This window comes from Arthrobacter sp. 01T428 (assembly GCF_056398685.1).
Genome location: NZ_JBFTPW010000001.1, coordinates 545014 through 570859, shown reverse-complemented (window position 1 = coordinate 570859; position 25846 = coordinate 545014). Strand labels below are relative to the sequence as shown.

The 25846-nt window shown below is 64.4% G+C and carries 24 protein-coding genes and 1 riboswitch; of the genes, 14 read left to right on the top strand and 10 right to left on the bottom strand.

What is annotated here, in order from left to right:
- Positions 1-30: 30 nt before the first annotated feature.
- On the bottom strand, positions 31-885 hold the full coding sequence (locus tag AC1DJB_RS02660; RefSeq protein WP_441432439.1) for a sulfurtransferase: 855 nt from the start codon (positions 883-885) through the stop codon (positions 31-33).
- 115 nt (positions 886-1000) lie between these two features.
- On the opposite strand from AC1DJB_RS02660, the gene cds1 reads away from it, so the two are divergent.
- A complete protein-coding gene (gene cds1, locus AC1DJB_RS02655; protein WP_441432440.1) occupies positions 1001-2089 on the top strand; it encodes an L-cysteine desulfhydrase Cds1 in 1089 nt (362 codons plus the stop codon).
- Between the two features lie 15 nt (positions 2090-2104).
- Here the strand turns inward: cds1 and AC1DJB_RS02650 are convergent, their stop codons facing one another.
- Entirely contained in the window at positions 2105-2761 is a 657-nt protein-coding gene (locus AC1DJB_RS02650) for an MBL fold metallo-hydrolase (protein ID WP_441432441.1), read from the bottom strand.
- Positions 2762-2869: 108 nt separating this feature from the next.
- Here AC1DJB_RS02650 and AC1DJB_RS02645 point away from each other — a divergent pair, with 108 nt between their 5' ends.
- Entirely contained in the window at positions 2870-3352 is a 483-nt protein-coding gene (locus tag AC1DJB_RS02645; protein WP_441432442.1) for a Fur family transcriptional regulator, read from the top strand.
- Here AC1DJB_RS02645 and AC1DJB_RS02640 read toward each other — a convergent pair.
- The 5 genes from AC1DJB_RS02640 to AC1DJB_RS02620 all read right to left on the bottom strand — a co-directional run bounded on the left by AC1DJB_RS02640 (position 3349) and on the right by AC1DJB_RS02620 (position 8847).
- Positions 3349-4266 (bottom strand): metal ABC transporter permease, encoded by a 918-nt coding sequence (locus tag AC1DJB_RS02640; protein WP_441432443.1) that lies wholly within the window; start codon positions 4264-4266, stop codon positions 3349-3351. The two genes, AC1DJB_RS02645 and AC1DJB_RS02640, sit on opposite strands and share 4 nt — an antisense overlap.
- Positions 4267-5100, bottom strand: coding sequence for a metal ABC transporter ATP-binding protein (locus AC1DJB_RS02635; protein ID WP_370872698.1), 834 nt, complete (start codon positions 5098-5100; stop codon positions 4267-4269).
- A gap of 119 nt (positions 5101-5219) precedes the next feature.
- Positions 5220-6212 carry a metal ABC transporter solute-binding protein, Zn/Mn family gene (locus tag AC1DJB_RS02630; protein ID WP_307053592.1) on the bottom strand — a complete coding sequence of 331 codons (993 nt, stop codon included), beginning with the start codon at positions 6210-6212 and terminating at the stop codon, positions 5220-5222.
- A gap of 95 nt (positions 6213-6307) precedes the next feature.
- Entirely contained in the window at positions 6308-7378 is a 1071-nt protein-coding gene (locus tag AC1DJB_RS02625; protein ID WP_059387599.1) for a hemolysin family protein, read from the bottom strand.
- Positions 7375-8847, bottom strand: a complete 1473-nt coding sequence (locus AC1DJB_RS02620; protein ID WP_307053591.1) for a hemolysin family protein — start codon at positions 8845-8847, stop codon at positions 7375-7377. The genes AC1DJB_RS02625 and AC1DJB_RS02620 overlap by 4 nt, the downstream gene beginning before the upstream one ends.
- 543 nt (positions 8848-9390) lie before the next feature.
- Between AC1DJB_RS02620 and AC1DJB_RS02615 the strand changes: the two genes are divergently transcribed.
- The 5 genes from AC1DJB_RS02615 (at position 9391) to AC1DJB_RS02595 (ending at position 15712) form a co-directional block, all read left to right on the top strand.
- Positions 9391-13203: a multifunctional oxoglutarate decarboxylase/oxoglutarate dehydrogenase thiamine pyrophosphate-binding subunit/dihydrolipoyllysine-residue succinyltransferase subunit gene (locus AC1DJB_RS02615; RefSeq protein ID WP_476909861.1), complete on the top strand. Its 3813-nt coding sequence runs from the start codon at positions 9391-9393 to the stop codon at positions 13201-13203.
- A gap of 143 nt (positions 13204-13346) precedes the next feature.
- On the top strand, positions 13347-13946 hold the full coding sequence (locus AC1DJB_RS02610) for a GDSL-type esterase/lipase family protein (RefSeq protein ID WP_059387597.1): 600 nt from the start codon (positions 13347-13349) through the stop codon (positions 13944-13946).
- Between the two features lie 119 nt (positions 13947-14065).
- On the top strand, positions 14066-14914 hold the full coding sequence (locus AC1DJB_RS02605) for a DUF4097 family beta strand repeat-containing protein (protein ID WP_332601910.1): 849 nt from the start codon (positions 14066-14068) through the stop codon (positions 14912-14914).
- Positions 14914-15528: a PadR family transcriptional regulator gene (locus AC1DJB_RS02600; protein ID WP_059387595.1), complete on the top strand. Its 615-nt coding sequence runs from the start codon at positions 14914-14916 to the stop codon at positions 15526-15528. Before AC1DJB_RS02605 ends, AC1DJB_RS02600 begins: the two co-directional genes overlap by 1 nt.
- Before the next feature lie 109 nt (positions 15529-15637).
- Positions 15638-15712 (top strand): 50S ribosomal protein bL37, encoded by a 75-nt coding sequence (locus AC1DJB_RS02595; protein WP_369299106.1) that lies wholly within the window; start codon positions 15638-15640, stop codon positions 15710-15712.
- A gap of 79 nt (positions 15713-15791) precedes the next feature.
- On the opposite strand, the gene rsrA is transcribed toward AC1DJB_RS02595, so the two are convergent.
- Together rsrA and AC1DJB_RS02585 are read right to left on the bottom strand one after the other, a co-directional pair.
- Entirely contained in the window at positions 15792-16049 is a 258-nt protein-coding gene (rsrA, locus tag AC1DJB_RS02590) for a mycothiol system anti-sigma-R factor (RefSeq protein WP_028264789.1), read from the bottom strand.
- Positions 16046-16885 (bottom strand): sigma-70 family RNA polymerase sigma factor, encoded by an 840-nt coding sequence (locus tag AC1DJB_RS02585; protein WP_059387594.1) that lies wholly within the window; start codon positions 16883-16885, stop codon positions 16046-16048. The genes rsrA and AC1DJB_RS02585 overlap by 4 nt, the downstream gene beginning before the upstream one ends.
- A 217-nt stretch (positions 16886-17102) precedes the next feature.
- Between AC1DJB_RS02585 and AC1DJB_RS02580 the strand changes: the two genes are divergently transcribed.
- From AC1DJB_RS02580 to AC1DJB_RS02550, 7 genes are all read left to right on the top strand, one after another.
- A complete protein-coding gene (locus AC1DJB_RS02580) occupies positions 17103-17618 on the top strand; it encodes a DoxX family protein (protein ID WP_059387593.1) in 516 nt (171 codons plus the stop codon).
- A 6-nt stretch (positions 17619-17624) separates the two neighbouring features.
- On the top strand, positions 17625-19019 hold the full coding sequence (aroA, locus tag AC1DJB_RS02575; RefSeq protein ID WP_441432444.1) for a 3-phosphoshikimate 1-carboxyvinyltransferase: 1395 nt from the start codon (positions 17625-17627) through the stop codon (positions 19017-19019).
- A 2-nt stretch (positions 19020-19021) separates the two neighbouring features.
- Positions 19022-20137, top strand: coding sequence for a ribosome small subunit-dependent GTPase A (gene rsgA, locus AC1DJB_RS02570; protein WP_284988440.1), 1116 nt, complete (start codon positions 19022-19024; stop codon positions 20135-20137).
- Between the two features lie 59 nt (positions 20138-20196).
- Positions 20197-21009, top strand: a complete 813-nt coding sequence (gene hisN, locus AC1DJB_RS02565; RefSeq protein WP_476909860.1) for a histidinol-phosphatase — start codon at positions 20197-20199, stop codon at positions 21007-21009.
- 160 nt (positions 21010-21169) lie between these two features.
- A riboswitch (SAM riboswitch) is annotated at positions 21170-21282 on the top strand.
- Between the two features lie 35 nt (positions 21283-21317).
- Positions 21318-22730 carry an aminotransferase class V-fold PLP-dependent enzyme gene (locus tag AC1DJB_RS02560; protein ID WP_284988441.1) on the top strand — a complete coding sequence of 471 codons (1413 nt, stop codon included), beginning with the start codon at positions 21318-21320 and terminating at the stop codon, positions 22728-22730.
- Between the two features lie 51 nt (positions 22731-22781).
- Positions 22782-23558 carry a class I SAM-dependent methyltransferase gene (locus AC1DJB_RS02555; RefSeq protein ID WP_284988442.1) on the top strand — a complete coding sequence of 259 codons (777 nt, stop codon included), beginning with the start codon at positions 22782-22784 and terminating at the stop codon, positions 23556-23558.
- Positions 23559-23587: 29 nt separating this feature from the next.
- Positions 23588-24301 carry a metal-dependent transcriptional regulator gene (locus tag AC1DJB_RS02550; RefSeq protein WP_441432445.1) on the top strand — a complete coding sequence of 238 codons (714 nt, stop codon included), beginning with the start codon at positions 23588-23590 and terminating at the stop codon, positions 24299-24301.
- Between the two features lie 26 nt (positions 24302-24327).
- Here the strand turns inward: AC1DJB_RS02550 and AC1DJB_RS02545 are convergent, their stop codons facing one another.
- Positions 24328-25779: an MFS transporter gene (locus tag AC1DJB_RS02545; RefSeq protein ID WP_441432446.1), complete on the bottom strand. Its 1452-nt coding sequence runs from the start codon at positions 25777-25779 to the stop codon at positions 24328-24330.
- Positions 25780-25846: the final 67 nt, after the last annotated feature.

The following is a 25846-nucleotide window of genomic DNA, read 5'->3' as shown; positions in this document are numbered from 1 at the left end:
ATACCCCTCCGGCGTCACCGGACCCATGACTCATGGGCTCGGAGTGCCTAGCGGCGCTGCACCGGTGACAACCGGGTTGGCGTCGAGCGAGGACCATTGCGAAAAGGAGCCCGGGAAGAGGGCTGCCCTGAATCCGGCGATTTCGAGGGCGGCGATTTCGTGGGCTGCCGTCACCCCGGAGCCGCAGTAAACCGCTACCTTGCTGCCTTCGTCGATGCCCAGGGCAGCAAATCTATTGCGGAGCTGCGCTGCGCGGAGGAACGTGCCGTCCGGTCCGAGGTTTCCGCTGGTGGGGGCGCTCAGCGCGCCGGGAATGTGTCCCGCGCGGGGATCAATGGGTTCGATTTCGCCCCGGTAGCGCTCCCCCGCCCGGGCATCGAGAAGGATTCCACGGCTGTGCCAGTCAGCCGCGTCCTCCATGCTGATGGCATCCATGTGGCCGTGTCCAAGCACGACGTCGCCCGGAACCGGCGGTTGCTCGTCCTGCGCCAGCGGGTGGCCTGCGGCGCGCCAGGCACCCAGTCCACCGTCGAGCAGGAAGACGGAATGGAAACCGGCGTCCCGCAGCAGCCACCACAACCGTGCCGCGGCAGTGCTGCCGCTGTCGTCGTAGGCAACCACGGTATCGCCGTCGTTGATTCCCCAGGCACGGGCGCTCCGCTGCAAAGCAGCGGTGGACGGCAACGGATGCCTCCCCTGGCCCTCGGCCGTGGGATCGGCGAGTTCGTGATGGAGGTCCACATAGACCGCGCCAGGGATGTGGGCTTGGCGGAAGTGCGAATGGCCGTGCGGATCGCCCAACACCCACCGGACGTCGAGCAACACAGTCCGCTTGCCCGCATCCATGCGGTCCTTGAGTGCGGCTGCGTCAATGATCGTGGCCATCAAATCTCCTTTGTTTTGCTGTGTCTACCAAACGATTGCGACGCTGCCGCCGTGCAGCTGCCGACCGGCTACCAGCCTATCCTTGGGCGGCAGCCTCCGCCGGTAGGCTGGATCGGTGAGCACTCTACGCAACCAGGACCGGGCATGGGCCAGCGAGGCAATCCGACGAATCGAAGCCGAGAACAACCGCTCGGCGGATACGCACCTCTACGCAGTGCCGCTCCCCGAACACTGGGGTGTCCAGCTCTACCTCAAGGACGAGTCCACGCACCGTTCGGGCAGCCTCAAGCATCGCTTGGCCCGCTCGCTTTTCCTCTACGGCCTGGTCAATGGATGGATCACGGAAGGGACCACCATCGTGGAGGCTTCCAGCGGGAGTACCGCCGTGTCCGAGGCGTACTTCGCCAGGCTGATCGGACTTCCGTTCATCGCCGTGATGACCCGGACCACCAGCCCGGAAAAGATCGCCCTCATCGAAGAGTTCGGCGGCGCCTGCCTCCTCGTGGATCACGCCTCTGAGGTCTACGCAATGGCCGAGGAGGTTGCCCGGACGTCCGGCGGTTACTACATGGACCAATTCACCTTTGCTGAGCGCGCCACCGACTGGCGCGGCAACAACAACATTGCGGAATCGATTTTCGAGCAACTCGCCCTCGAAGAACATCCGGTGCCCGAGTGGATCGTGGTGGGCGCCGGCACCGGCGGCACCAGCGCCACGATCGGCCGGTACCTGCGGTACCACTGCCACTCAACGCGGCTGGCCGTGGTCGATCCTGAAAATTCCGCGTTCTACCCCGGCTGGCGCGACGGCGTCTCGGACTACACGACGGGAATGCCATCCAGGATCGAAGGCATCGGACGGCCGCGCATGGAACCCAGCTTCGTCCCGGCCGTCATCGACACCATGATCCAGGTCCCCGATGCCGCTTCTGTGGCCGCCATGCGGCACCTGCGCAGGCTGGCCGGGCTGCACGCCGGGCCCTCCACGGGAACCAACCTGTGGGGTGTTTGCCAACTGATTGCCGAGATGGTGGCCCAGGGAAAGCGCGGCAGCATCGTGTCACTCATGTGCGACGCCGGTGATCGCTACGCGGGCAGCTACTACAACCCGGACTGGCTCGCTGAGCGCGGCCTGGATCCCGCCCCATACGAGGCCGTACTGGCCGACTTCTTCGAGACGGGTACGTGGCCAGGCAGCATGTAGGCGGCGCAGACTGAGCTAGACCTCCACGGACTCGAGCGGCGACAACCTCGCATAGCGGGTACCGTACTTCGCGCCGATCCGGGTTACGTGGCCTTCCACCAAACCGCGTCCGAGTTCGTTGAGCAGGCCATCGTGGACCGGGTAGGCCTGGGGTGCGCGGACCGCGATCACGAAGTCAACCACTTCGCCCACCTTTGACCACGGCGCGTGGATGGGCACCAGCAGGGTTTGCACGTCGATGCCATCGGGGACGACGAATGAGTCCCCGGGGTGGAAGACATTTTCGTCCACGAGGTAGCCGATGTTGGCCACCACCGGAATCTGCGGGTGGATGAGGGCATGCTGCCCTCCGAAGGAACGGATCGCGAAGCCCCCGGTTTCAAAAGAGGTGCCGGGTTCGACGGCGTGTACACGCTCGCCGTCGTCGCCCGCCTTCTCGGCAAGTCGGGACGCGACACCGGAGGGTGCGTGCACCTGCAGCCCTGGGTTTCCCTTGAGGGCTCCGACGACGGCGTCCACGTCCACGTGGTCGGCGTGCTCATGGGTGATCAGCACCGCGTGGGCGCCCGCAAGGGCTTCCTCGGACTCGGAAAAAGTCCCGGGGTCGATCACAAGGACCTGGCTGTCCTTTTGCAGGCGGACACAAGCGTGGGTGAACTTGGTGAGCTTCATGCAGCCAGCCTAGGACGGGCCTCCAATGGTGTCCACGAACCGGCGTCCGAGCGTGGCCTGCTGGTAACGTTGGTACTTGCGAACAACCACATCGAAATGAGTCCACGAATGTCACAGGGCGCCAATGCCGCCACGTCCGGGCCCTCAGCCCGGTCGCTTCCGGATGCCAAGGATCCCGCCGTCAAAGAGCAGCGCGTCACCAAGCAACGCCTGGCCGTCAGCGCCGCCCTGGACGAACTCGACGATTTCGTGAGCACCCAGGAACTGTACCGGCTGCTCCAGAACCAAGGCGTCTCGGTGTCCCTGGCCACGGCCTACCGCATCCTGCAGTCACTTGCCGACGACGGCCTGATCGATGTCCTGAGAAATGCCGATGGCGAAGCCGTCTACCGCCGCTGCGCGGTCACAGGCCACCACCACCATTTGCTGTGCCGCAATTGCGGCAAGGCCGTCGAAGTGGAAGCTCCGGCGGTGGAGACGTGGGCAGCCCGGGTGGCTGCCGAGAACGGCTACACCGAAGTGGCGCACACGGTGGAGATTTTCGGGCTCTGCCCCGAGTGCACTGCCAAGAAGGCCGCGGGCCTGCTCTAGCCGGCTACCGCCTGGTCTTCCACTGCCTGGCCCACGGCAGCGTGGGGACGGACGATCCGGCCGTTGATCCCCCGTTTGACGCGCACGTTGCCGATGACCCGGCACACCACATAGATCAGGAACGACAACGTGGTGACATACGGGCTGATGGGAATCCTGCTGCCGAGCGCCAGGAGGATGCCGCCCACAGTGGCCGTGATCGCAAAGACCACGCTCAACAAGACCACGAGCCGCGGCGAAGTGGTCACGCGAAGGGCAGCGGCAGCGGGCGTGATCAGCAAGGCCAGCACCAGAAGCGCGCCGACTATCTGGATGGACAAGGCAACGCTGACGCCGAGCAACACCATGAAGGCAATTGCCAGGCCGCGGACAGGCACTCCCCTGGCTTCCGCCATCTCAGGATCCACACTGGCGAAGCTGAGCGGGCGCCATATCGCGGCCAGAGCGAGCATGACCACCACGGCCGTGCCTGCCAGGACCTGGAGCTGGACAGTGTCCACTGAGACGATCTGGCCGGTCAGTAGCCCGAACTTGTTGGCCGCCCGGCCTTGGTAGAGGGCCAGGAACAAGATGCCCAGGCCTAGCCCGAACGGCATGATGACGCCAATGATCGAGTTCTTGTCCCGCGCCCGGACGCCCATGAGTCCCAGAAGCAGCGCAGCCGCAACGGATCCCGCGAGCGAACCGAAAATGATGTCCGCCCCGATAAGCAGGGCAAAGGAGGCACCGGCGAAGGACAACTCCGAAATGCCGTGCACCGCGAAGGCGAGGTCCCGCTTCATGACAAAAGTGCCTATGAGCCCGCCGAGCAGGCCAAGGACCGCACCGGCCCAGATGGAATTCTGGACCAGGGCCAGCAGTTCGCCATAGTTTTCAAAGTTGAAGATGGTGTGCAGGATGCTTCCGAGATCCATTTAGTGACCTTCCTCCACACCGGCGTGGGCGTCATCGTGGTAGTGCGTCGTCGCGTCCGGAAGGCCGACGACGACGATCCTGCCGTTCGCGCGGATGACCTCAACGCGGCTGTTGTACAGCTCGGACAGGACCTCGGTGGTCATGACCTCTTCCGGTGTTCCCACGCGGAACCTGCCGCCGGCAAGGTAGAGGACGCGGTCTACGTAGTCGATGACCGGGTTGATCTCGTGCGTCACGAACACCACGGCGCTGTTCCGCTCGTGGCATTGCTGGTTGATGAGGGCACTTACGGCCTGCTGGTGGTGCAGGTCCAAAGACAGCAGCGGTTCGTCGCAGAGCAGGAGTTCAGGCTCCGCGGCAAGGGCTTGTGCAACCCGGAGCCTCTGTTGCTCGCCACCGGACAATTGGCCAAGCGGTACGCGGGCGTAGTCACTCGCCCCCACCAAGTCCAGGAGGGCGTCGACGCGCTCATTGACGGCCTTGGCCTTGATCCGCAGGCCCCAACGGTGGCCGTCGACGCCGAGGGCCACGAGGTCCCTGGCGCGCAAGGGCGTATCCGGAGCAAAGGACTTCTGCTGCGGGATATAGCCGATTTTCCGGCTGCCACGTTCCACGGCCTGTCCGGCCACGGTCACCGTCCCCGAGTGAAGCTGCTGCAAACCGAGGAGGACTTTGAGGAAGCTGGTCTTGCCGCTGCCGTTGGGGCCGAGCACAGCGAAGAACTCACCCGCCTGGATGTCCACGTCGAGGTCCTTCCAGAGGGCCCGTTGGCCAAACTGGAGGCCCGCGCCGCGAAGGCTCACTACCGGTGTCAAAAAGAATCCTCGATCCATGGGGTTCGCGAAGAGATGTCGCTGCCGGCCTGCACTTGGATGAACAGGGAGGGCCCCGCAGCCGCCCTGTATATCTTAGGACGATTGCGGGGCCCGTCTGTTCGTATCTGCATAGGCCTTTACTTGTTCAGGGCAGCAGCAACGTTGCCCACATTGTCCGTCATCCAGGCAACGTAGTCCTTGCCCTCGGGAAGTGTCTCGGTAAAACCGATCACCGGGACGCCGGCAGCAGTTGCCGCGGCCTTCAGCTTTTCCGTCTCAGCGCTGGCGGTCTGCTCGTTGTACGCGAGGAAGCGAACCGACTTCGAGGAAATCAGATCGCTCGTTTCCTTGACCGCTGCCGGCGGAACGTCCGAGCCGACCTCAATGGCGTGGCTGAATTCCTCGGGCGTCTTGTTCTCCAAGCCCGCAGCCTCAAGCAAGTACCCCGGTACGGGCTCTGTAACCGCTACCGGAGCGGAACCCTTGGAAGCCTTGATCGCTGCGACTTTGGCGCTGAGTCCGGTCAGCGAAGACTTGAACTTGTCGGCATTGGCGGTGAAGGTCTTGGCATCGGCGGGGTTCAGGCTTCCGAGCTTCGCAGCGATAGCATCGGCCACTTTCGCCATCGCGTCGAAGTTGTACCAGACGTGCTCGTTGAACCCTTCCGGCACCGCTGAGGGAGATGTGCCGGCCGTGGCCGCGGGAAGGAGCCCGGAGACGTTGACGGCGGTAAGGGTCTTGTCCGCCGCGACCTTGCTGTCATCGGCCAGCTTGCTGAAGAAGTCGTCGTAGCCCGCGCCGTTGTCGATCACCAATTGGGCCTTGGAGACGGCCAGCTTGTCCTGGGTGCTTGCCTCGTAGGAGTGCGGATCCTGGCTGGTCTTGCTGATGATGGAGGTGACTGACACTTTGTCACCGCCGACGCTCTTGGCGATGTCGCCGTACACGCTGGTGGAGGCCACTACGTCGATCACCCCGGAGGGCGACGACGGCGCCGTCGCGGCGGGTGCCGCGCATGCGGAAAGCAGGACTGCCAGGCCCGCGGAAGCGGCAAGCGAAAGGCGGGCGGCAAGGGAAAGGCGGGCGGCGGCACGACGCACGGAAAACCTCGGATCTACCGAATCAAGCACAACAGGGGACTCCATGAGTGTACCCGCAAATGGGAATGATTCCTATTTAGAATTTTGGGCGGCTCCTGCCGGCCCCGTTGGAGGCCAGCAGGAGGTTACGCTGATTCCGTTCCGCCCAGCCGTCGGATTCCCCTGGCCTGGGTGGCGTCGCGGATCTCGCCCACAAGCTGTTCGATGACGTCTTCCAGGAACAACACCCCCAGAGTCGCACCGCCCGTCCCCACCACGCGACCCAGGTGCGAGCCGGTCCGCTGCATCACGGCCATGGCATCTTCAATCTCGTCCTCCGGTGCGAGGTTCACGAGGGACCGGATCCGGCTTTCCGCGATCGGATAGCGGCGCCCTTCCTCGGGAATGGAAAGCACATCCTTGATGTGAAGGTAGCCGGTCAGCTCACCGTCGTCGTCCAACACGGGGAAGCGTGAGAAACCGGTGCGGCTGACCGCTTTCTCGAGTTGCCGCGGCGTCGAGCCAGGCTTGAGCGTGACGAGTTTGTCCAGCGGCACCATGATGTGCGCAGCGGTGTGCTCGGAAAACTCCAAAGCGCCGCTCAGCAGGCCGGCGTCGTCGTCCACCAGCCCGTGACGGGTCGATTCCTGCACGATGGACTGCACTTCCTCGAGGGTAAAGGAGGAGGTCACCTCGTCCTTGGGCTCGATCTTCATCAAGCGAAGGATGCGGTTGGCCAGCCAGTTCAGCGTCCAGATGACGGGCTTCACGAAGCGGGCCACGTGGACCAACGGCGGCGCCAGAAGCAAAGCCGCCTTGTCTGCGACCGAAACAGAGATGTTCTTGGGGACCATCTCGCCAAAGGTGACATGCAGGAAGGTGACCGCGAGCAAGGCAACCGCAAACGCGATGACATCCGCCAATTCAACCGGGACGCCCACGGACTCCAGCGGTGCCCCCAGCAAATGGTGGATGGCAGGCTCGGCCACGAGGAGAATCAGCAAAGAACACACCGTGATGCCAAGCTGGGCACACGCCAACATCAGCGAGACGTGTTCCATCGCATAGAGGGTGGTCTGCGCGCGCTTTGACCCGCGTTGGGCCAAAGGCTCGATCTGGCTGCGGCGCGCAGACATTACGGCAAACTCGGCGCCGACAAAGAAGGCGTTGCCGATCAACAGCACCACGAGCCACAGGATTCCTGCCCAGTCGCTCATGCGGCACGTCCTTTACGGCTGGTTTTGGCCACGGGGTTGCCTACGGCATCGCCTGCAGAACCGCCGGACCCCTTGCTCAACCGCTTGCTGGCCTGCTTCCTGCTTTGCCATCCGTTCGAATCGCTTTCCGCTGTGCCAATTTCGGTGCCTTCGTCGTCGTCGGCGTCACCGTCGGGCGCCGTGGGGTGGAAACAAATGCGGTCGATCCGGCGGCCGTCCATCCGGGTGACGGCCAGCGTGCCGCCGCCGGCCTCGACGACGTCGCCGACCATCGCGATCCGGCCAAGTTGGCTCATGACGTAGCCACCCACGGTTTCGTAGGCGGGGTCGTCGGGAACCGTGAGGCCCGGGATCTGTTCACTGACCTCGTCCGGACGCAATAATCCGGGAAAATACCAATCCCCCGAGGCGCTCTGCAGCAATCCGGGCCGGACCCTGTCGTGCTCATCCGCCACCTCGCCGACGATTTCCTCCACCAGGTCCTCAAGGGTGGCGATCCCCGCAGTTCCGCCGTACTCGTCAAGCACGACGGCGAGTTGCAGGTTGCCCTCGCGGAGTTCCAAAAGCAGGGCGTCAAGATGGATGGTCTCGGGAACGCTCAGGACTTCGGACATGATGGCTCCGGCCTCCAGCCGGCTCCTGCGTTCCGACGGGACTGACACGGCTTTCTTGATGTGCACCACGCCCCGGATGTCATCGGCCGATTCGCCGATGACCGGGAAGCGCGAATACCCGGTCCGCCGGGCCGCTTCGATGATGTCCGACACGGGCTGGTCGGCGTCGATGGTTTCCATGCGGATGCGCGGGGTCATGACGTCGGCCGCCGTACGCGCCGAGAAATTCAAGGTCCGGGCAACAAAGTTGGCCGTCCCGGCGTCGAGGGTTCCCAGCTCTGCCGAACGGCGCACCAGGGAGGCCAGTTCAGAAGGCGAGCGCGCGCCAGAGATCTCCTCCTTGGCCTCGAGTCCCACAAGGTTGAGCACCTTGTTCGAGAAGCCATTGAGCACAATGATTGCGGGCTTGAACACGGCCGTGAACATCAGTTGCGGGCGGGCCAGCGCCCGGCCGAGCGGAAATGCCAAGGCCAGGGCCATGTTCTTGGGAACGAGTTCGCCGATCAGCATCGACAAGCCGGTAGCGAAGGCCATGGCCAGGATGAGCGACAAGGACTGGGCAGCAGCCTCAGGCAGCCCGGCCCAAAGAAGCGGTCCGTGCAAGAGGGAGCCGACCGATGGCTCCATGACGAAGCCGGTCAGCAAGGTGGTGAGGGTGATCCCCAATTGGCAGCTCGAGAGCTGGGTAGAAAGGGATCTGAGGCATCTGAGCAACGCCTCGGCGGCGTGGTCGCCGCCGTCGACCGCTCTTTGGACCGTTGACTGGTCGAGTGCCACGAGTGAGAACTCGACGGCTACAAAGAAGCCGGTGCCCAGAATCAGGAGCACGCCGGCGAGAAGGAAAAGCCACTCCATTAGAGGCCGCCGGATCGTGCGGAGGGCAGGAGCAGGGCACCAGGAGGGCTACAGGCTGGTTGGCCCGGCGGGGGTTGGTCGGACGCAGCGGATGAGCGATCCGCCGACCGGCCGGCCAGGAGATCCGGAGTGCGATGGGCATGTGTACGGGTATTGCCGGCTCGGCGGGTGCGCTGCGCGGAGATTGCCGAACGGCTTCCCCTGCAGCTCCCAGGCCGGCACCTAGAATTACTGTCCATAAGAATTCAAGTCTACAGTCCGGCCGAGACGCGGCTTCACGCGACTTCACCGGCCAGGGCCGGGCTCTGCGACGCAGCAAACGACCGGAAAATCCCGGGAAAGATGAGCCCCCTCCGGACGCAAAAGCCGGGCCATCCCGCCTTCAGCATGATTTAGGTCACCACTATTGGCAGATAGCCGCCGCTCGTCACTAGACTGGCTAGGGTCTGAGTTCGCGGGACCCGGACCCTGGCTCGCCTTGCACCCCCCTGCAGTTCCCCGGGCCAGCTGGAAATCAACACTCATGGAAGAGGCGTATTTCAAGTGCCAGAGCAGCCAAGCCACCGTCTACCCGAGGAATTTGGCGGAAACGAGTGGCTCGTTGACGAACTGTACGAGCGGTACCAACAGGACAAGAATTCGGTCGACGCCAAGTGGTGGCCGCTTTTCGAGTCCTTCTATACCGCTGACGGCACTTCTTCCAACGGAACATCAGCAGCCCCTGCCAACCCTCCCACTCGCGAAATTCCTGTCGTGGCACAGGCCGCCGCAACGGCAATGACGCCGGTCGCGCCCGTGGTTGCCCCGGCAGCTCCCCCCGCCGCCCCCGCACCTGTTCCGGCTGCTCCCGCGGCACCGGTCAAGAAGGCACCGGCCACTGTCGCCAAGGACGGCGCGCAGAAGCCATCCGACGGCAGCCAGTCCCAGCCGATCCCGGCACAGCTTCCCAAGAGCACCAAAGCTCCCACCCCGCCGGAAGAGGACGTCGTCTCCGTCCTCCGTGGTCCGGCCAAGGCCATTGCGTCCAACATGGTCATGAGCCTTGAGGTTCCTACCGCCACGAGCGTCAGGGCCGTTCCTGCCAAACTCCTGATCGACAACCGCGTTGTCATCAATTCCAACCTTGCCCGCGCCCGTGGCGGCAAGGTTTCCTTCACCCACCTCATCGGCTACGCAGTGGTCCGCGCACTGTCCCAGTTCCCGTCGATGAACGTGTACTACGACGAAGTGGATGGCAAGCCCGTTGCCGTGCAGCCCGCGCACGTCAACTTCGGCATCGCCATTGACATGCCCAAGCCCGATGGCACGCGCCTCCTGATGGTTCCCAACATCAAGAAGGCCGAAACGATGAACTTCGCGGAGTTCTGGCACACCTACGAAGACCTCATCAAGCGCGCGCGCAACGGCAAGCTCACGGCGGACGACCACGCCGGCACCACCGTGTCCCTGACAAACCCGGGCGGCATCGGCACCGTGCACTCCGTGCCCCGGCTCTCGAAGGGCCAGGCCGCCATCATCGGCGTCGGAGCCCTCGACTACCCGGCCGAGTGGCAAGGCGCGAGCGAGAAGATCATCGCCCAGAACGCCATCAGCAAGATCCTCACGCTGACGTCCACGTACGACCACCGCGTCATCCAGGGTGCCGGAAGCGGCGAGTTCCTCAAGCTCGTCCACCAGCTCCTCCTCGGTGCCCAGAACTTCTACGACGAGATCTTCGAAGCGCTGCGCATTCCCTACGAGCCCGTCCGTTGGAGCCCCGACCTCCAGGTCGACCCCGCTGACGAAATCAACAAGGTTGCCCGGATCCAGCAGTTGATCCACTCCTACCGGGTCCGCGGCCACCTCATGGCAGATACGAACCCCCTCGAATACGTCCAGCGCAAGCACCCGGACCTCGACGTGCTGACCTATGGCCTCACCCTGTGGGACCTGGACCGCGAGTGGCCCACCGGCGGATTCGGCGGCAAGCCGATGCTCAAGTTCCGCGACATCCTGGGCGTCCTCCGCGACGCTTACTGCCGCACTACGGGCATTGAGTACATGCACATCCAGGAACCCGAAGAACGCAAGTGGTTCCAGGACCAGGTGGAGCACCCGTACTCCAAGCCGAGCCGCGAAGAGCAACTGCGCATCGTATCCAAGCTCAACGCAGCAGAGGCCTTCGAAACCTTCCTGCAGACCAAGTTCGTGGGCCAGAAGCGATTCTCCCTCGAAGGCGGGGAATCCCTGATTCCGCTGCTGGACACCATCATTTCCGACGCCGCCGACGACGGACTCGACGAAGTCGCGATCGGCATGGCCCACCGTGGCCGCCTCAACGTGCTCACCAACATCGCGGGCAAGACGTACGCCCAGGTGTTCCGCGAGTTCGAAGGCACCCAGGACCCCCGCTCGGTGCAGGGCTCGGGCGACGTCAAGTACCACCTCGGCACCGAGGGCACGTTCACGTCGGACAACGGCAATGAGACCAAGGTCTACCTCGCCGCCAACCCGTCCCACCTCGAAGCGGTTGACTCCGTGCTTGAAGGCATTGTCCGGGCCAAGCAGGACCGGCTGGACCAGGGCGAGGCGTTCCCCGTGCTGCCCATCATGGTCCACGGCGACGCCGCGTTTGCAGGCCAGGGCGTTGTCGCGGAAACGCTCAACTTGTCCCAGCTGCGCGGTTACCGCACCGGTGGAACCATCCACATCATCGTGAACAACCAGGTCGGCTTCACCACCGCACCGTCGTCGTCGCGCTCTTCGACGTACTCCACCGACGTGGCCAAGATGATCCAGGCTCCGGTCTTCCATGTGAACGGCGACGACCCCGAGGCCGTGGTGCGCATCGCGCAGTTGGCCTACGAGTTCCGCCAGCGATTCCACAAGGACGTCATTGTGGACATGGTGTGCTACCGCCGCCGTGGACACAACGAGGGCGACGACCCCTCGATGACGCAGCCGCTCATGTACAACCTCATCGAAGCCAAGCGCTCCGTCCGCAAGCTCTACACGGAATCCCTCATCGGCCGTGGCGACATCACCGAGGACGAAGCCGAACAGTTGCTGCGCGACTACCAGGAACGCCTCGAACGCGTCTTCGCGGAGACCCACGCCGCACAGACTTCGCCTATCCCGATCATCACGGCGGATTCCGCCGCGGTGTCGGACATCGAGCGTCCCATCGCCCAGCAGGCGGACTTCGGCACCAACGCGCCGGCCACCACCGCCATTTCAGCCGAAATGCTGCAGCGGATCGGCCAGGCGCACCTCGATATTCCGGAAGGCTTCACGGTCCACTCCAAGCTCAAGCAGCTCTTGGAGAAGCGTGAGCAGATGTCCCGCGAAGGCGGCATCGACTGGGGCTTCGGCGAGATCGCGGCCTTTGGTTCGCTCGTCATGGAGGGCGTCCCCGTCCGCCTCGCCGGCCAAGACTCCCGCCGCGGCACGTTCGTTCAGCGTCACGCCGTGTTCCACGACCGCGCCAACGGCAGCGAATGGATGCCGCTGGGCAACCTGAGCGGGGATCAGGCCAAGCTGTGGATCTACGACTCCTTGTTGTCCGAATACGCGGCCATGGGCTTCGAGTACGGCTACTCCGTGGAACGCCCGGACGCCTTGGTGCTGTGGGAGGCCCAGTTCGGTGACTTCGTCAACGGTGCACAGACCATCATCGACGAATTCATCTCCTCGGCCGAGCAAAAGTGGGGCCAGCGTTCCTCGCTCGTGCTCATGCTGCCCCACGGGTACGAAGGCCAGGGACCGGACCACTCGTCCGCACGCATCGAGCGCTTCCTGCAGCTTTGTGCCGAGGACAACATGATCGTGGCGAACCCCACCACGGCCGCCTCGCACTTCCACTTGTTGCGCCGGCAGGCTTACAGCCGTCCGCGCAAGCCGCTTATCATCTTCACTCCGAAGCAGCTTTTGCGCCTCAAGGGTGCGGCTTCAGCGGTGGAGGACTTCACCACGGGCGGCTTCAAGCCGGTCATCGGCGAACACGAGCCCCTTCAGGCACAGGGCGTTGACCGCGTGATCCTGGTTTCCGGCCGCCTGTACTACGATCTTCTGGCGAACCGGCAGAAGACCGGCGACACGTCGACTGCGATCATCCGCCTGGAGCAGCTGTACCCGCTGCCCCAGGCCCAGCTCGAGGCGGAACTGGCCAAGTACCCGAACGCCGACATCGTCTGGGCGCAGGACGAACCCGCCAACCAGGGTCCGTGGCCGTTCATCGGCTTGAACCTGCCGCAGGCACTGGACCGCAAGGTCCGGCTCGTTTCGCGTCCGGCATCGGCCTCTACGGCAGCCGGTTCGATGAAGCGCCACAGCGCTGAACAGGCCACGTTGCTCAAGCAGGCATTCGAACGCAAGTAACCCTCAAAAGAGAAGGCCGCCCGGCTGGAGGTTCAATACCCGCTTCCAGCCGGGCGGTTCTGTTTAATGGAACAAGTGCCCGGTGATCCAGCCGCCCGGCCGGGCACAGTGCAAGGACCGCAACGTTTGGTGAAGAGGTAACCGTGGAAGACAGGAAGCTGCGCATCGCAGCTGTTGGTGATGAACTACTCGCCGGGCTCGGTGACCCCAGGGCCTTGGGCTGGCTCGGAAGGGTTCTTGCGCGGACTCCCCAGGACTCCGTTCCCGTGGAGAGCTACTCGCTTCCCTGCCCCATGGAGGGCACGGAGGGCCTTGCGGCGCGCTGGCTCGACGAAGCCGGGAGACGCTTCAGCAACGTCCACGAAAACCGCCTCGTGATCGGTTTGTCCGGCCGCGACATCGAATTCGGTGTCTCCACGGCACGCAGCCGCCTCAATCTTGCCAATATCCTCGACGGGGCGTCCCAAAGCAACATCGAAGTATTCGTCGTCGGTCCACCACCCACGCTGGACCCGGCCAAGAACCGCCGGATCGCGGAACTCAATGCCGCATTTGCGGACGTCACCACCCGCCGCAACCACCACTACGTCGACACGTTCTCGCCGTTGCTCAACCACGAACAGTGGCGCACCGACCTCGCTGCGAATGGCGGCACCCCGGGCCAAGCGGGCTACGGGCTCATGGCCTGGCTCGTGTTGCACCGCGGCTGGTTCCAGTGGTTGAGGATCGCCCAGCCGGAATAGCCAGGGCCCGAGGCACCCCTCTCGCTTTCGGGACCCATTGCCAAGCGCGATATCGCGATATATCGTGAATTCATCAACGCGATATATCGCGACAATGGTAGCGCAGCAATGGAGGGGCCATGTCAGAAGAGAACTGGACCGTTACCGGTCCGCAGACCATCGACGTCGACGGCGTCCGCTCACTCAAGCTGGGGATCGTCAAGGGTCGCTTCGACGTCGTCACGCACGACGAGGCGACCACCAGGATCGAAGTCTCGGAGATCGACGGCGATCCGCTGAGCGTCAGCCTCATTGACGGCCGGCTCGAGGTCCGCCACCAGTTGCACGGCCCCCAGGGCTGGTTCCGCAACCTGATGGGGACCGTCAACAACACCAGCACCAACACGATCGTCATTAGCATCGCACTGCCAGCCGGCGTCGACGTCGAAGCAGGAACCGTGGGCGGCGACGGCATGGTGTCGGGAGTCACCGGCCATATCCGCCTCAACACGGTGTCCGGGTCAGTCCTCGCGGACGGCACGCGGGGCGAGCTTCACGTCAACACCGTGAGCGGCGAAGTCATCGCCCGAAACCACGACGGCGTCATGACCGCCAAGAGCGTCTCGGGCGAAGTCACGGCTTCGGGCCGTTTCAAGAACATCCGGGCCAATACTGTCAGCGGCGACCTCAGCTTCGACCTTCACGGCTACACCCAGGATTTCGGAGCCAACTCCATTTCAGGGGACCTCACTGTCCGCCTTCCGCATGACGTGGGCGTGGACATCGTGGCCAAGACGGCAAGTGGCACCGTGATGATCGATGACCAGCTCTATGCCCAGTCAGGTGGAAGGGTCCAGACCATCGTTGGCCCTGACGAGCGGCTCATGGTGGCACGCACCAATTCCGTGTCCGGAAAGACCTCCATCATCCATGGCAGTGCGCCAGCCCCCGGAACAACGCACTCAGCACCCGGAGAGGAGGAAGCCTGATGCCGCCCGTCTTTGCCCACGGAGCCCTCCGGCTTTACCTGCTGGCGCTCCTGGAATCAGGCCCCAAGCACGGCTACGAGCTCATCAAGGCCCTCGGCGAACGCTTCGGCGGGACCTACTCGCCCAGTGCCGGAACCATCTATCCGCGCCTTGGCAAACTCGAGGAAGAAGGACTCGTAGCCACCAGCAGCGACGGGCGCCGGACCAACTACTCCATCACCGCGGCCGGACTGGCCGAACTCAACAGCCGACGGCAGGAACTGGCCGACGTCGAGGACAACATCTCCGCCTCCGTGCGGCGCTTGGCCGACAATCTCCGAGACGACATCCGCAGCAACATGCGCGGCTTGCGTGCAGACCTGGCGGCGACTGCCGAAGCCGCGCGAGCCAATGCGAAGTCCGCGGACTTCCAGTCGTGGGCCGGAAGCTACTCTCCGGAGGGACACCGCATCCTGAAGGAAGCCGAAATGATGGTCCAGTCCTTCCGTGATGACATCCGGGTGGAGCTGCGACAGCACGCCGGCTCCAAGGCCCTGACTCCGGTCGCCCTTGAGACCGTGCGCACTGTCCTGGACCAGGCCAGGATCTCCATCCGGAATTCCCTGCGCGGCTGAGTCCCCCGATTCCCTCCGCGGTTGGCCGGCACGGTTCGCGGGGCGGCCCCGTGATGTGGGAGACTGGAGGGCAGCTTTATTGAGTATCAAGAATCTAAGGAGGCCAGCTATGAGCAAGCGTGCACGTAAGCGTCGTGACCGTAAGCGCGGCGGCGCAAACCACGGCAAGCGTCCCAACACCTAAGCCAGCGGCTTAGCGTAAGACTTAATGCGGAGGGCCCCGGAAACCATCAGGTTTCCGGGGCCCTTGCCGTTTGAGGCTGTTAGACGTCCACGGACTTCATAGCGTGGATCCTGTCCAGGATCGAGTTCTTGAGATTCTCAGGAGCCGCTTCCGTACAGGAGCGCTTGACCACGGTGCGAATGACGCACTCAAGGTCGTATTGCTCGGTGCACTCCGGGCAATCTTCCAGATGCACCTTGATCTCTGCGATGTCCTCGCGGGTCAACGCACCATCGAGGTACTCGTAGATACGCTGCATCCGAGCATCGTCGCAGTCGCCCAATCCTTGGCAGCTCATTTCCTTTTCTCCTGTTTTTTGCTTGTGGCCGCGCCCACGGCCAAGGCCTTTTCTTCCGCGCCGGCGCTGATTCCCCGTTCTGCGGCGTAGTCCGCCAGCAGATCGCGCAACATTTTCCTGCCGCGATGAAGCCGGGACATGACCGTGCCGATCGGGGTATTCATGATGTCTGATATTTCCTTGTAGGCGAAGCCTTCGACGTCAGCGAAGTACACCGCGAGCCGGAATTCCTCCGGAATGGACTGCAGGGCGCTCTTCACGTCCGAGTCCGGCAAATGGTCCAGTGCCTCCGCCTCCGCAGAACGCAGCCCCGCCGACGTATGGGACTCCGCCCGCGCCAGCTGCCAGTCTTCGATGGTGTCCGAATTCGACTGCAACGGTTCTCGCTGCCGCTTCCGGTAGAGGTTGATGTACGTATTGGTCAGGATGCGGTACAGCCACGCCTTGAGGTTGGTACCCGGCTTGTACTGGTGGAAGGCGGAGAAGGCCTTGGTGTAGGCCTCCTGGACCAGGTCCTCGGCGTCGGACGGATTCCTGGCCATGCGCATGGCGGCCGAATAAAGCTGGTCGACATACTGCATCGCGTCGCGTTCGAAGCGCGCCCTCCGTTGTTCGGGGGTCTCCGTTGCGAAGTCCACCGCAATCTCGACGTCGGACTCAACCGTCGCGTCGCCGTCGGACGTTGCGTCCGTGACTTCGGTCGCTGCCTTGTACATGGCCGCTGCGGCCGGATCCATGGTGCTCATTGCATCCAAGTCTACTGTCACCCTCCGGGAGTCCCCTGGCAGCTCCCGCCCAAGCGCCAAGTGTCCCTCGCGGTCCTTAACCAAGGCCAAAAAACCATCTCCACTCAAACGACATGACAAAGCGCGGCACCACACACACGCCACAATCCAAGGTCCAGCCCATACCGCACCTTCTTCTGACAACGGCAAGCTCCGGGCAAATATTCCGCAAAGATGCAAGACTAGATCCGACTGCACCCCGTGAACACCGCACCACTTGAACGCAGCACCACCTGAACACCGTGGCACGCCATCCAGGAGGCAAAACATGTCCCTCGTCCGTTTTCTCGCCAGGCCAATGTTGGCTTCCAGTTTTGTCGTCGCAGGGCTGGACAAGCTCAAGAACGCGGATGACACTGCCAAGCAGCTCTCTCCGCTGCTCCGCCGCGCTTCCGAGTCACTGCCTTTCCCGGCGGACGAGAAGACGCTGGCGAGGGTCATCGGCGGTGCGCAAGTGGGCGCCGGCGCCTTGCTGGCACTCGGCAAATGCTCCCGGTTCTCGGCAAGCGTGCTTGCCGGCATCTCGGTCCTGAACACTTTTGTCGAGTGGCGTTCTGCCGACATCAGCACCAAGGAAGGCCGGCTCGCCCGCCGCGCCCAGTTGCTCAAGAACATTTCGCTGACGGGTGGCGTTTTCCTCGCCGCCGTCGACACCGCGGGCAAACCAAGCCTCGCATGGCGTGCCGAACACCTCGCCATGGACGCCAAGAAGGCCACGGGCAAGCAGTTCAAGAAGACAGACCGTGCCGTCCGCAAGGCCGTAGACAACGCAGTTGGAGCATAAGGAAGCATGCCAGGATCCCCCGCCACGCAGACCGACGATTCAGGAAGCGCCACGCCGCCCGCACTCCCCCTGTGGCCGGCACCCTTCGCCAGCCACCCTGTGGATGCCACGGTCACGGTTCCCGGCTCGAAGTCGCTGACCAACCGTTATCTGGTCCTGGCGGCCTTGGCCAACGGCCCAAGCAGGCTGCGGGCACCCTTGCATTCGCGGGATTCCGCCTTGATGGTCGAGGCCTTGCGCCAGCTTGGCGCCACCATCACCGAAGTTCCCGGCGATGGACACTACGGCCCGGACCTTGAAGTCACCCCCATCGATCCCGCGGCCACGGCGTCGGAGACCGCCATCGACTGTGGCCTGGCCGGCACGGTCATGCGCTTTGTGCCGCCGCTCGCGGCCCTCCGCAACGGCGCTTCGGTGTTCGACGGCGACCCCCACGCGCGGCTTCGTCCCATGGGCACCATCATCGAAGCCCTCCGGACACTCGGAGTGGAAGTCAGCGGCCTCGACGGGCATACAGCGAACTCCCTCCCGTTCAAGGTTTCCGGCACAGGCTCTGTCCGCGGCGGCCACTTGGTGATCGACGCAAGCGCTTCGTCGCAGTTCGTCTCCGCCCTGTTGCTGGTCGGCGCCCGGTTCGATGAGGGCCTTCACCTCGAGCATGTCGGCAAGCCCGTGCCGAGCCTCGACCACATCAACATGACCGTCTCGGTCCTGCGCGGCGTCGGAGTGCAGGTGGATGACTCCGTGCCGAACCATTGGCGGGTCGCCCCCGGCACCATTCAGGCGTTCGACGAGAGGATCGAGCAGGACCTTTCCAACGCGGGTCCCTTCCTCGCCGCGGCGTTGGCCACGAAGGGAACCATCCGCATCCCCAACTGGCCGGCCAACACCACGCAAGTCGGGGACCTTTGGCGGGACATCCTCGCCACCATGGGTGCAACCGTCACGCTGGACAACGGCACACTGACGGTCACCGGCGGACCGGAAATCCTGGGAGCGGACTTCGACGAAACCAGCGAACTCGCTCCTACCGTAGCGGCATTATGCGCCCTGGCAACCGGTCCTTCCAGGCTCACCGGCATCGCGCATTTGCGGGGACACGAAACGGACAGGCTGGCCGCGCTGGTCGCCGAGATCAACCGGCTCGGCGGCGACGCCGAGGAAACCAGCGACGGCCTGGTGATCCGGCCCGCAGCGCTGCACGCCGGCGTCGTGCACAGCTACGCCGACCACCGCATGGCTACTGCGGGCGCCATCCTGGGGCTCGCCGTCGAGGGTGTCCAGGTTGAAGACATCGCAACGACGTCAAAGACCATGCCGGAATTCCCGCACATCTGGGCGTCGATGCTCACTGCCGGCGCAGCTGCCGCGGACACCGTTTCAATGGAGACAAGCAACTGACGATGGCTCGCGACGCACGCTCCTGGGATGAGTCCGATGTCCGGATCCGCCCCAACAAGAAGGGCACACGACCCCGTACGAAGGACCGCCCCAGCCACGACGACGCCGTGATCGGGCGTATCATCACAGTCGACCGCGGGCGCTACACCGCGATCGTGGGCGAAAGCTCGGACAACGAGCGCATCGTCATCGCGGCCCGCGCCCGGGAGCTCCGTCGCTCCCCTGTGGTTCCCGGAGACTTCGTAGCGCTCGTCGGCGATGTGTCCGGAGCACCGGACACCCTCGCCCGCCTCGTGCGCGTCGAGGAGCGAAAGACCCTCCTGCGGCGAAGTGCCGATGACACGGATCCGATCGAGCGGGCCGTCGTCGCCAACGCCGACCAGCTCGTGGTGGTGGTTGCGGCAGCCAATCCGGAACCACGCACCGGATTCATCGACCGCGCCTTGGTGGCAGCGTACGACGCCGGAATCGAGCCGCTGCTGCTCGTCACCAAGGCAGATGTCAAGGATCCGACGGAACTACTCGCCAACTATGTGAGCCTCGGTTTCCCCATCATCATCAGCCGGACGGCCGACGCAGGCGCCTCCGGAATCGACGCCCGCTCCGACGACGGCCTGTCCGCCCGCCTCGACAGTGACGCCGTCGGCCAGTTGCGGGACTACCTCGACGGCAAGGTCACCGTCCTCCTGGGCCATTCAGGCGTCGGGAAGTCCACTATGGTGAACGCCCTCACCGGGGCCGAGCGCGCCACAGGCGGGGTCAACGCCGTGACGGGGCGCGGACGCCACACCTCGTCCTCTGCCCTCGCACTGAAGCTCAGCGACGCCCCTGGCGGAAGCTGGATCATCGATACGCCCGGCATCCGTTCTTTCGGCCTCGCCCACGTGAACCCGGACCGCATCCTGCACGCCTTCCCGGACCTGGAGCCGGGGACGGAAAGGTGCGAGCGTGGTTGCAAGCACGATGCCTCCGCCGTTCGATGCGGGCTGGATTCCTGGGTCGCCGAAGGCCACGCGGGCGAGGCCGGCCCCGCCCGCCTTGCATCGCTCCGCAGGCTCCTTGGTGCGGACCCGCGCATGGAAGCCCAAGAGGCCAAGGAACTGGGTACGGTCAACTAACTCAGCGCATGCCGTCCTACCTCCCCGGCTCACCGGCGAATAGACGGTAGTTTGGAACCATGACCCAACCCGATTCGAGCTACAACGACGACCTACGGCTGGCCCATGTGCTGGCCGATTCCGTCGATTCCCTGACAATGGAGCGGTTCAGGGCGCTGGACCTCCAGGTGGAGACCAAACCCGACCTGAGCCCAGTCACCGATGCCGACAAAGCCGCCGAGGAAGCAATCCGTGGGCAGCTCTCCCGCTCCCGGCCCCGCGACGCCGTCCTCGGCGAAGAATTCGGCAGCACGGGCCACGGCTCCAGGCGTTGGATCATCGATCCCATCGATGGGACCAAGAACTTCGTGCGCGGCGTACCCGTCTGGGCTACGCTCATCGCCCTCGTGGACGAGGGCGAAGTAGTAGTGGGGCTCGTGAGCGCTCCGGCGCTCGGCAAGCGTTGGTGGGCGGCCAAGGGCTCCGGCGCCTACATGGGCCGGTCGCTGGCCGCCGCCACCCGGTTGAAAGTTTCCAACGTGTCCCGGCTCGAAGACGCCTCGCTTTCCTACTCCGAGCTTTCCGAGTGGAAGCAGCACGGGAAGCTGGACAACTTCCTGGGCCTCGAGAACGATGTCTGGCGCAGCCGTGCGTACGGCGATTTCTGGTCCTACTGTCTCGTTGCCGAGGGCGCCGTGGACATCGCCGCCGAACCGGAACTCCAGGTCTACGACATGGCCGCCTTGGTGCCGATCGTCACCGAGGCCGGCGGACGCTTCACATCCCTGGATGGCGCGGACGGCCCCTTCGGCGGAAACGCCGTCGCCACTAACTCGATCCTCCATTCCGAGGTCCTCAAGAGGCTCAACCCCGAACTCGACGACCTTCTGTAGCCCCTCCTGTTCACTGAATAAACGACGGCGGACGCCCCCTTTTAGGGGCGTCCGCTGCTTTTTCTTCGGCTGAAGGCACATTTTTCGGGCGGTGTAACAATCCGCTTAACAATCGCGGTCACATTGGAACCCGCCTCGCCGGTGTCCTACTCTCTTTACAGGTCACGAGTGCCAGCGCGAAACCCCGGTTTGCTGGCCGGCAACCCTCCATCGCGGCGGGGTGCCCCGGGTGACGACCCGGCCGGTCCGGAACGGATGCGGCAAGCGCGGACCCCCTGCACGCAGGGGTCCCTCTTGAGTGAGGTCCCATGAGCACAGCCACAATTACTTCTACGGCTCTTTCGCAGCACCACGAAACCGCACAGCAGCTGCCTCGGGCATCCCGCCCGCTGGCCGCGGTCACCGGCGCGGAGTTGCAGGCACCCCTGATCCAGGGCGGCCACATCCGCTACGCCAACCTTGACTACGGCGCATCCGCACCTGCCCTGACGGTTGTTTCCGCGTACCTCAACGAGATCCTGCCGTACTACGCGAGTGTGCACCGCGGCGCAGGCTACGCCTCCCAAATCAGCACCTCCGTCTACGAAAACGCCCGCAACATCGTCCGTGACTTTGTTGGCGGACGGCCGGACGATTCCGTCATTTTCACGCGCAACACCACCGATTCCCTCAATCTCCTGGCCGGCTGCCTGCCGGTCACAGACGGCAAGCACACCGACGAAGTCCTTTACCTGGACATCGAGCACCACGCAAACCTGCTGCCGTGGCAAGGCGTCCCCCACCGAAGCATTGTTGCCGCGGAAACCTTGTCGGAGACCGTAGCCAATGTCCGCACAGCCCTCTCCCATGGTGGCGTCAGCCTCCTGGCTGTCACCGGCGCGTCGAATGTGACCGGCGAAATCCTGCCCATCAAGGAACTAGCTGCCTTGGCCCACGAATTCGGGGCGCGGATTGTGGTGGACGCGGCGCAACTTGCCCCGCATCGCCGCATCAACATCGCCGCCGCGGATGTCGACTACTTGGTTTTCTCGGGGCACAAGCTTTATGCCCCGTTCGGCGCGGGGGTCCTGGTGGGCCGTCCCGACTGGCTCGACGCCGGCACGCCGCACCTGGCAGGAGGCGGCGCCGTCCGGGAGGCACGCCTCGATTCCGTCAGCTGGGCCACGGGACCGGCCAGGCACGAAGGCGGCTCGCCGAACGTTCTCGGTGCGGCCACCCTCGCCCGGGCCACACAAGTCATCGCCAGCCTCGACCACGACGAATGGCACGCCCACGAGGCCGCCATCCGCTCGCACCTGGTCGAAGGCCTCAAGGAAATCGACGGCGTGACCGTGCACCAGATCTTCAGCGACACCGATCCCGAGGACACCATCGGCGTCGTGAACTTCTCGCTCCAGGGCTACGACGCCGGACTTGTGGCGGCCTATCTTGCGGCCGAGCACGGCATTGGCCTGCGCGACGGGCGCTTTTGCGCCCACCCGCTGCTCAAGCGCCTCGGTCTTCCCTCCGGATCCCTCCGGGCCAGTTTCGGCGTAGGATCGCGTTTGGAAGACGCCACTCGGCTCATCGCGGGCATCCAGGCGCTCAAGAGCAATGGCCTCGGTTGGGACTACGTGGTGGACGCCGGCCGTTGGGTGCCCGCGAACGATCACCGCAGCTACCCGGAATGGGCTCCCAACACTCCCGGGACCGCGGGCGCAGCTCCGTGCAGCACCGACTGATTGCGGTAGATTCGTAGGGTATTTTTTCCTGTCCTACGAAGGAGTTTCCGCGTGGCCCCGCGACCCAAAGGCACGTCAGCCGGCCCCAAGCTCTATGAGGAACGGCGCCTTGAACTCGGTCAGAGTTTCCAGGACGGCGGAGAGCACTATGACCGTGTCCGGCCCGGATACCCCGCGGATTCAGCTGACTGGCTGCTGCCGGAAGGCGCGCGGGACGCGGCAGACATCGGCGCGGGCACCGGAAAGTTCACAGCGCTCCTCGTCGAGCGCGGGCTGGCGGTGTCCGCAGTGGACCCCTCCACGGACATGCTCACGCAACTGCGCAAAACGTATCCACAAGTGATCGCCCTGGAGGGCACGGCCGAGGCAACTGGACTCGCGGACTCAGCATTCGACGTCGTCAGCGTTGCCCAGGCATGGCACTGGTGCGATCCCCTCGCCGCCAGCACCGAGATCGCCCGGATCCTTCGGCCCCAGGGTGTGATCGGCTTGATCTGGAACCAGCTGGACACGTCGGTGCTCTGGGTCCATCGTTTGTCTCGCATCATGCATGCCGGCGATGTCCACAAACCGGACTTCCGGCCTGTGGTGGGCCGGGAGTTCACGGGCCTCGAAAGCCATGTGACGCGTTGGGAGGATCCCGTGACTCCGGCGGATATCCTCGAACTCGTGAAGTCGCGCAGTTACTACCTGAGGGCGAATGAGACCACCCGGGCCAAGGTGACGGGCAATCTCGAGTGGTACCTTTTCGAGCATCTGGGCCATGCCGAGGGCGAGGTCATCCCCTTGCCCTATCTCACGCAGAGCTGGCGGGCGCGCAAAGCCTGATGCGGCCTGTTCACGATAGGCTTGGAACCGTGAAGACCAGTGCGCCCTCCTCCTCGATCGAGGACTACGTCAAGGTCATCTACTCCTTCACGGAGTGGCAGGACAAACCCATCACGTCCTCACAGCTCGCGCAACGGCTCGGCGTCGCCAATTCCTCCGTCTCGGAGATGGTCCGCAAGCTCAAGGACCAAGGGCTGGTGGACCACCAGCCCTACAGCGCCATTTCCTTGACCCCCCAGGGAATGCAGCTTGCCCTGGGCATGGTCCGCCGCCACCGCCTGATCGAGACCTACCTCGTGAGGGAGTTGGGCTACAGCTGGGACGAAGTCCATGACGAGGCCGAGATGCTCGAACACGCCGTTTCGGACACCTTCATCGATCGCATGGCCACCAAGCTGGGCAACCCCGGACGCGATCCCCATGGGGACCCCATCCCTGCCGCGGACGGTTCGGTGAGCCTGCCGCATGCGCACCGCATGATCGAGCTCGACGACGGCCATTCCGGCAAGATCACGCGGATCAGCGACGAAAACCCGGAGTTGCTGCGGTACTTGTCCGCAGAGGAAATCGACCTCGACGCCACCATCCAGGTGATTGGCCGCAAGCCGTTCGGTGGTGCCCTGGTGGTCCGGATCGGAAAGGGTCCGGGCAGCCGCGACTATGATCTCGCGGATGAGGTCGCCTCGGCGCTCTGGGTGGCCACCGACGTCGAACACGACGGCTGCGTCCTCGCTGAACACTAACGAAGCCGTGTTGTGGAAGGCGCTGTTCAGGCGCGCTGGGCAGCCGTCCCGCCGTCGTCGGGCGCTTGACCTTCGGGAGAGTCCACTACAGCAGCGCCCAGCACCGGGTTCCGGATCCCGACGGCGGATGCCACCGCCCCGAGGAAGAACAGCACGGCCGTGACCACGACGGCGTTCATGAGGCCTTGGCGGCTGAAGACCGGGCCGATGATGAGCCCGGCAAACGCGATGCAGATCAGGCCTGCGATACGGGCAACAGCGTTGTTCACTGCGGAACCGATCCCTGCCTCTTCCGTGGGTACCGCGCCGAGGATGGCCGCGGTGAGGGGCGCCACCAAGGTGCTCAGGCCGATCCCGAAGACGATCTGCCCGGGCAGCACTTGCGTCCAGTAGTTCAAGGGCTCCTGGACGGCCAAGGTCATGAGGAAACCGATTCCGCAAATGAATGGTCCGGCCGTCATGAACCACCGCGGACCGTATTTGCCGGCCAGCCCGCCGAAGAATGAGGCCGTGAGCATCAGGAGGACCGTCGCGGGGAGCAACGCGATGCCCGCCGTGGTGGCCTTCATCCCTCCCACCTGCTGCAAGTAGATGCCCACTGCGAAGAAGCCCAATGACAGGGCGCCGTAAATGGCGAGCGTGGCAATGTTTCCCCAGCCGAAATTTCGGATGCCGAAGAGCCTCAGGGGCAGCATCGGTTCAGGGGTCCTGGCCTCGTGGACCAGGAAGAGGACCAGGCCGACGGCTCCGAGGGCGAGCGGCATCCAGACCACCATGTTGCCCCAGCCCATGCGCCCTTGTTCGATGAAGGCGTAGACAGGGCCACCGAGTCCCACCATGGCAAGGAACGCGCCGAGGTAGTCGATCTTCTTGCTCGTGTCCGTGGCGGCATCGGACTTCCGCAGCCCGGCGAGGATCGGCCAGACGGCGACGGCCGGAATCACATTGATGAAGAAGATGACGCGCCAGGACAGCAGATCGACCGATGCGCCGCCGATCAGCGGCGCGACGATGGCGGCCGCGCTGGTCCAACCGGACCATTGGCCGATTGCCTTGGACTGCGCGGGACCGGAAAAGAACGTGACGATCATGGCAAGCGAACTCGGGACAAGCAGGGCACCGGCGATCCCCTGGAGGGCGCGCGATACCACCAGCACCTCGCCGTTCCAGGCGAGGCCGCAGGTGACGGAGGTGAGGGTGAAGCCGGCGAGTCCCCATTCCAGGATGCGTGCACGGCCGAAGTGGTCGGACAGGGATCCCGCGACCAGGATCAGCGCGCCCAAGGTCAACAAGTAGGCATCCACCACCCATTGCTGGATGACAAGCCCACCACCCAGCTCGCGGCCAATCGCCGGGAGCGCGAGGTTCACCACGAAGCCATCCAAAATGGCGATGAAGGAAGCCACAATAGCCACAACAAGGACCCGCTTTTGAAGCGGGGTGCTTGGCTGCAGGGCCGCTGCGTCGGTCATGAGCACAGCCTACGCCTGCTTGTCAGCTCCCGTCCGGATTCCTGCCCGATCCTGCCGCGGCGAAAGTCCCGTA

Excerpts from the sequence above, each read along its gene's own strand:
- AC1DJB_RS02660 (WP_441432439.1), bottom strand. The coding sequence starts at position 885 with ATGGCCACGATCATTGACGCAGCCGCACTCAAGGACCGCATGGATGCG.
- AC1DJB_RS02650 (WP_441432441.1), bottom strand. The coding sequence starts at position 2,761 with ATGAAGCTCACCAAGTTCACCCACGCTTGTGTCCGCCTGCAAAAGGAC.
- AC1DJB_RS02645 (WP_441432442.1), top strand. The coding sequence starts at position 2,870 with ATGTCACAGGGCGCCAATGCCGCCACGTCCGGGCCCTCAGCCCGGTCG.
- AC1DJB_RS02640 (WP_441432443.1), bottom strand. The coding sequence starts at position 4,266 with ATGGATCTCGGAAGCATCCTGCACACCATCTTCAACTTTGAAAACTAT.
- AC1DJB_RS02635 (WP_370872698.1), bottom strand. The coding sequence starts at position 5,100 with ATGGATCGAGGATTCTTTTTGACACCGGTAGTGAGCCTTCGCGGCGCG.
- AC1DJB_RS02625 (WP_059387599.1), bottom strand. The coding sequence starts at position 7,378 with ATGAGCGACTGGGCAGGAATCCTGTGGCTCGTGGTGCTGTTGATCGGC.
- AC1DJB_RS02620 (WP_307053591.1), bottom strand. The coding sequence starts at position 8,847 with ATGGAGTGGCTTTTCCTTCTCGCCGGCGTGCTCCTGATTCTGGGCACC.
- AC1DJB_RS02605 (WP_332601910.1), top strand. The coding sequence starts at position 14,066 with ATGTCAGAAGAGAACTGGACCGTTACCGGTCCGCAGACCATCGACGTC.
- AC1DJB_RS02600 (WP_059387595.1), top strand. The coding sequence starts at position 14,914 with ATGCCGCCCGTCTTTGCCCACGGAGCCCTCCGGCTTTACCTGCTGGCG.
- rsrA (WP_028264789.1), bottom strand. The coding sequence starts at position 16,049 with ATGAGCTGCCAAGGATTGGGCGACTGCGACGATGCTCGGATGCAGCGT.
- AC1DJB_RS02580 (WP_059387593.1), top strand. The coding sequence starts at position 17,103 with ATGTCCCTCGTCCGTTTTCTCGCCAGGCCAATGTTGGCTTCCAGTTTT.
- aroA (WP_441432444.1), top strand. The coding sequence starts at position 17,625 with ATGCCAGGATCCCCCGCCACGCAGACCGACGATTCAGGAAGCGCCACG.
- rsgA (WP_284988440.1), top strand. The coding sequence starts at position 19,022 with ATGGCTCGCGACGCACGCTCCTGGGATGAGTCCGATGTCCGGATCCGC.
- hisN (WP_476909860.1), top strand. The coding sequence starts at position 20,197 with ATGACCCAACCCGATTCGAGCTACAACGACGACCTACGGCTGGCCCAT.
- AC1DJB_RS02560 (WP_284988441.1), top strand. The coding sequence starts at position 21,318 with ATGAGCACAGCCACAATTACTTCTACGGCTCTTTCGCAGCACCACGAA.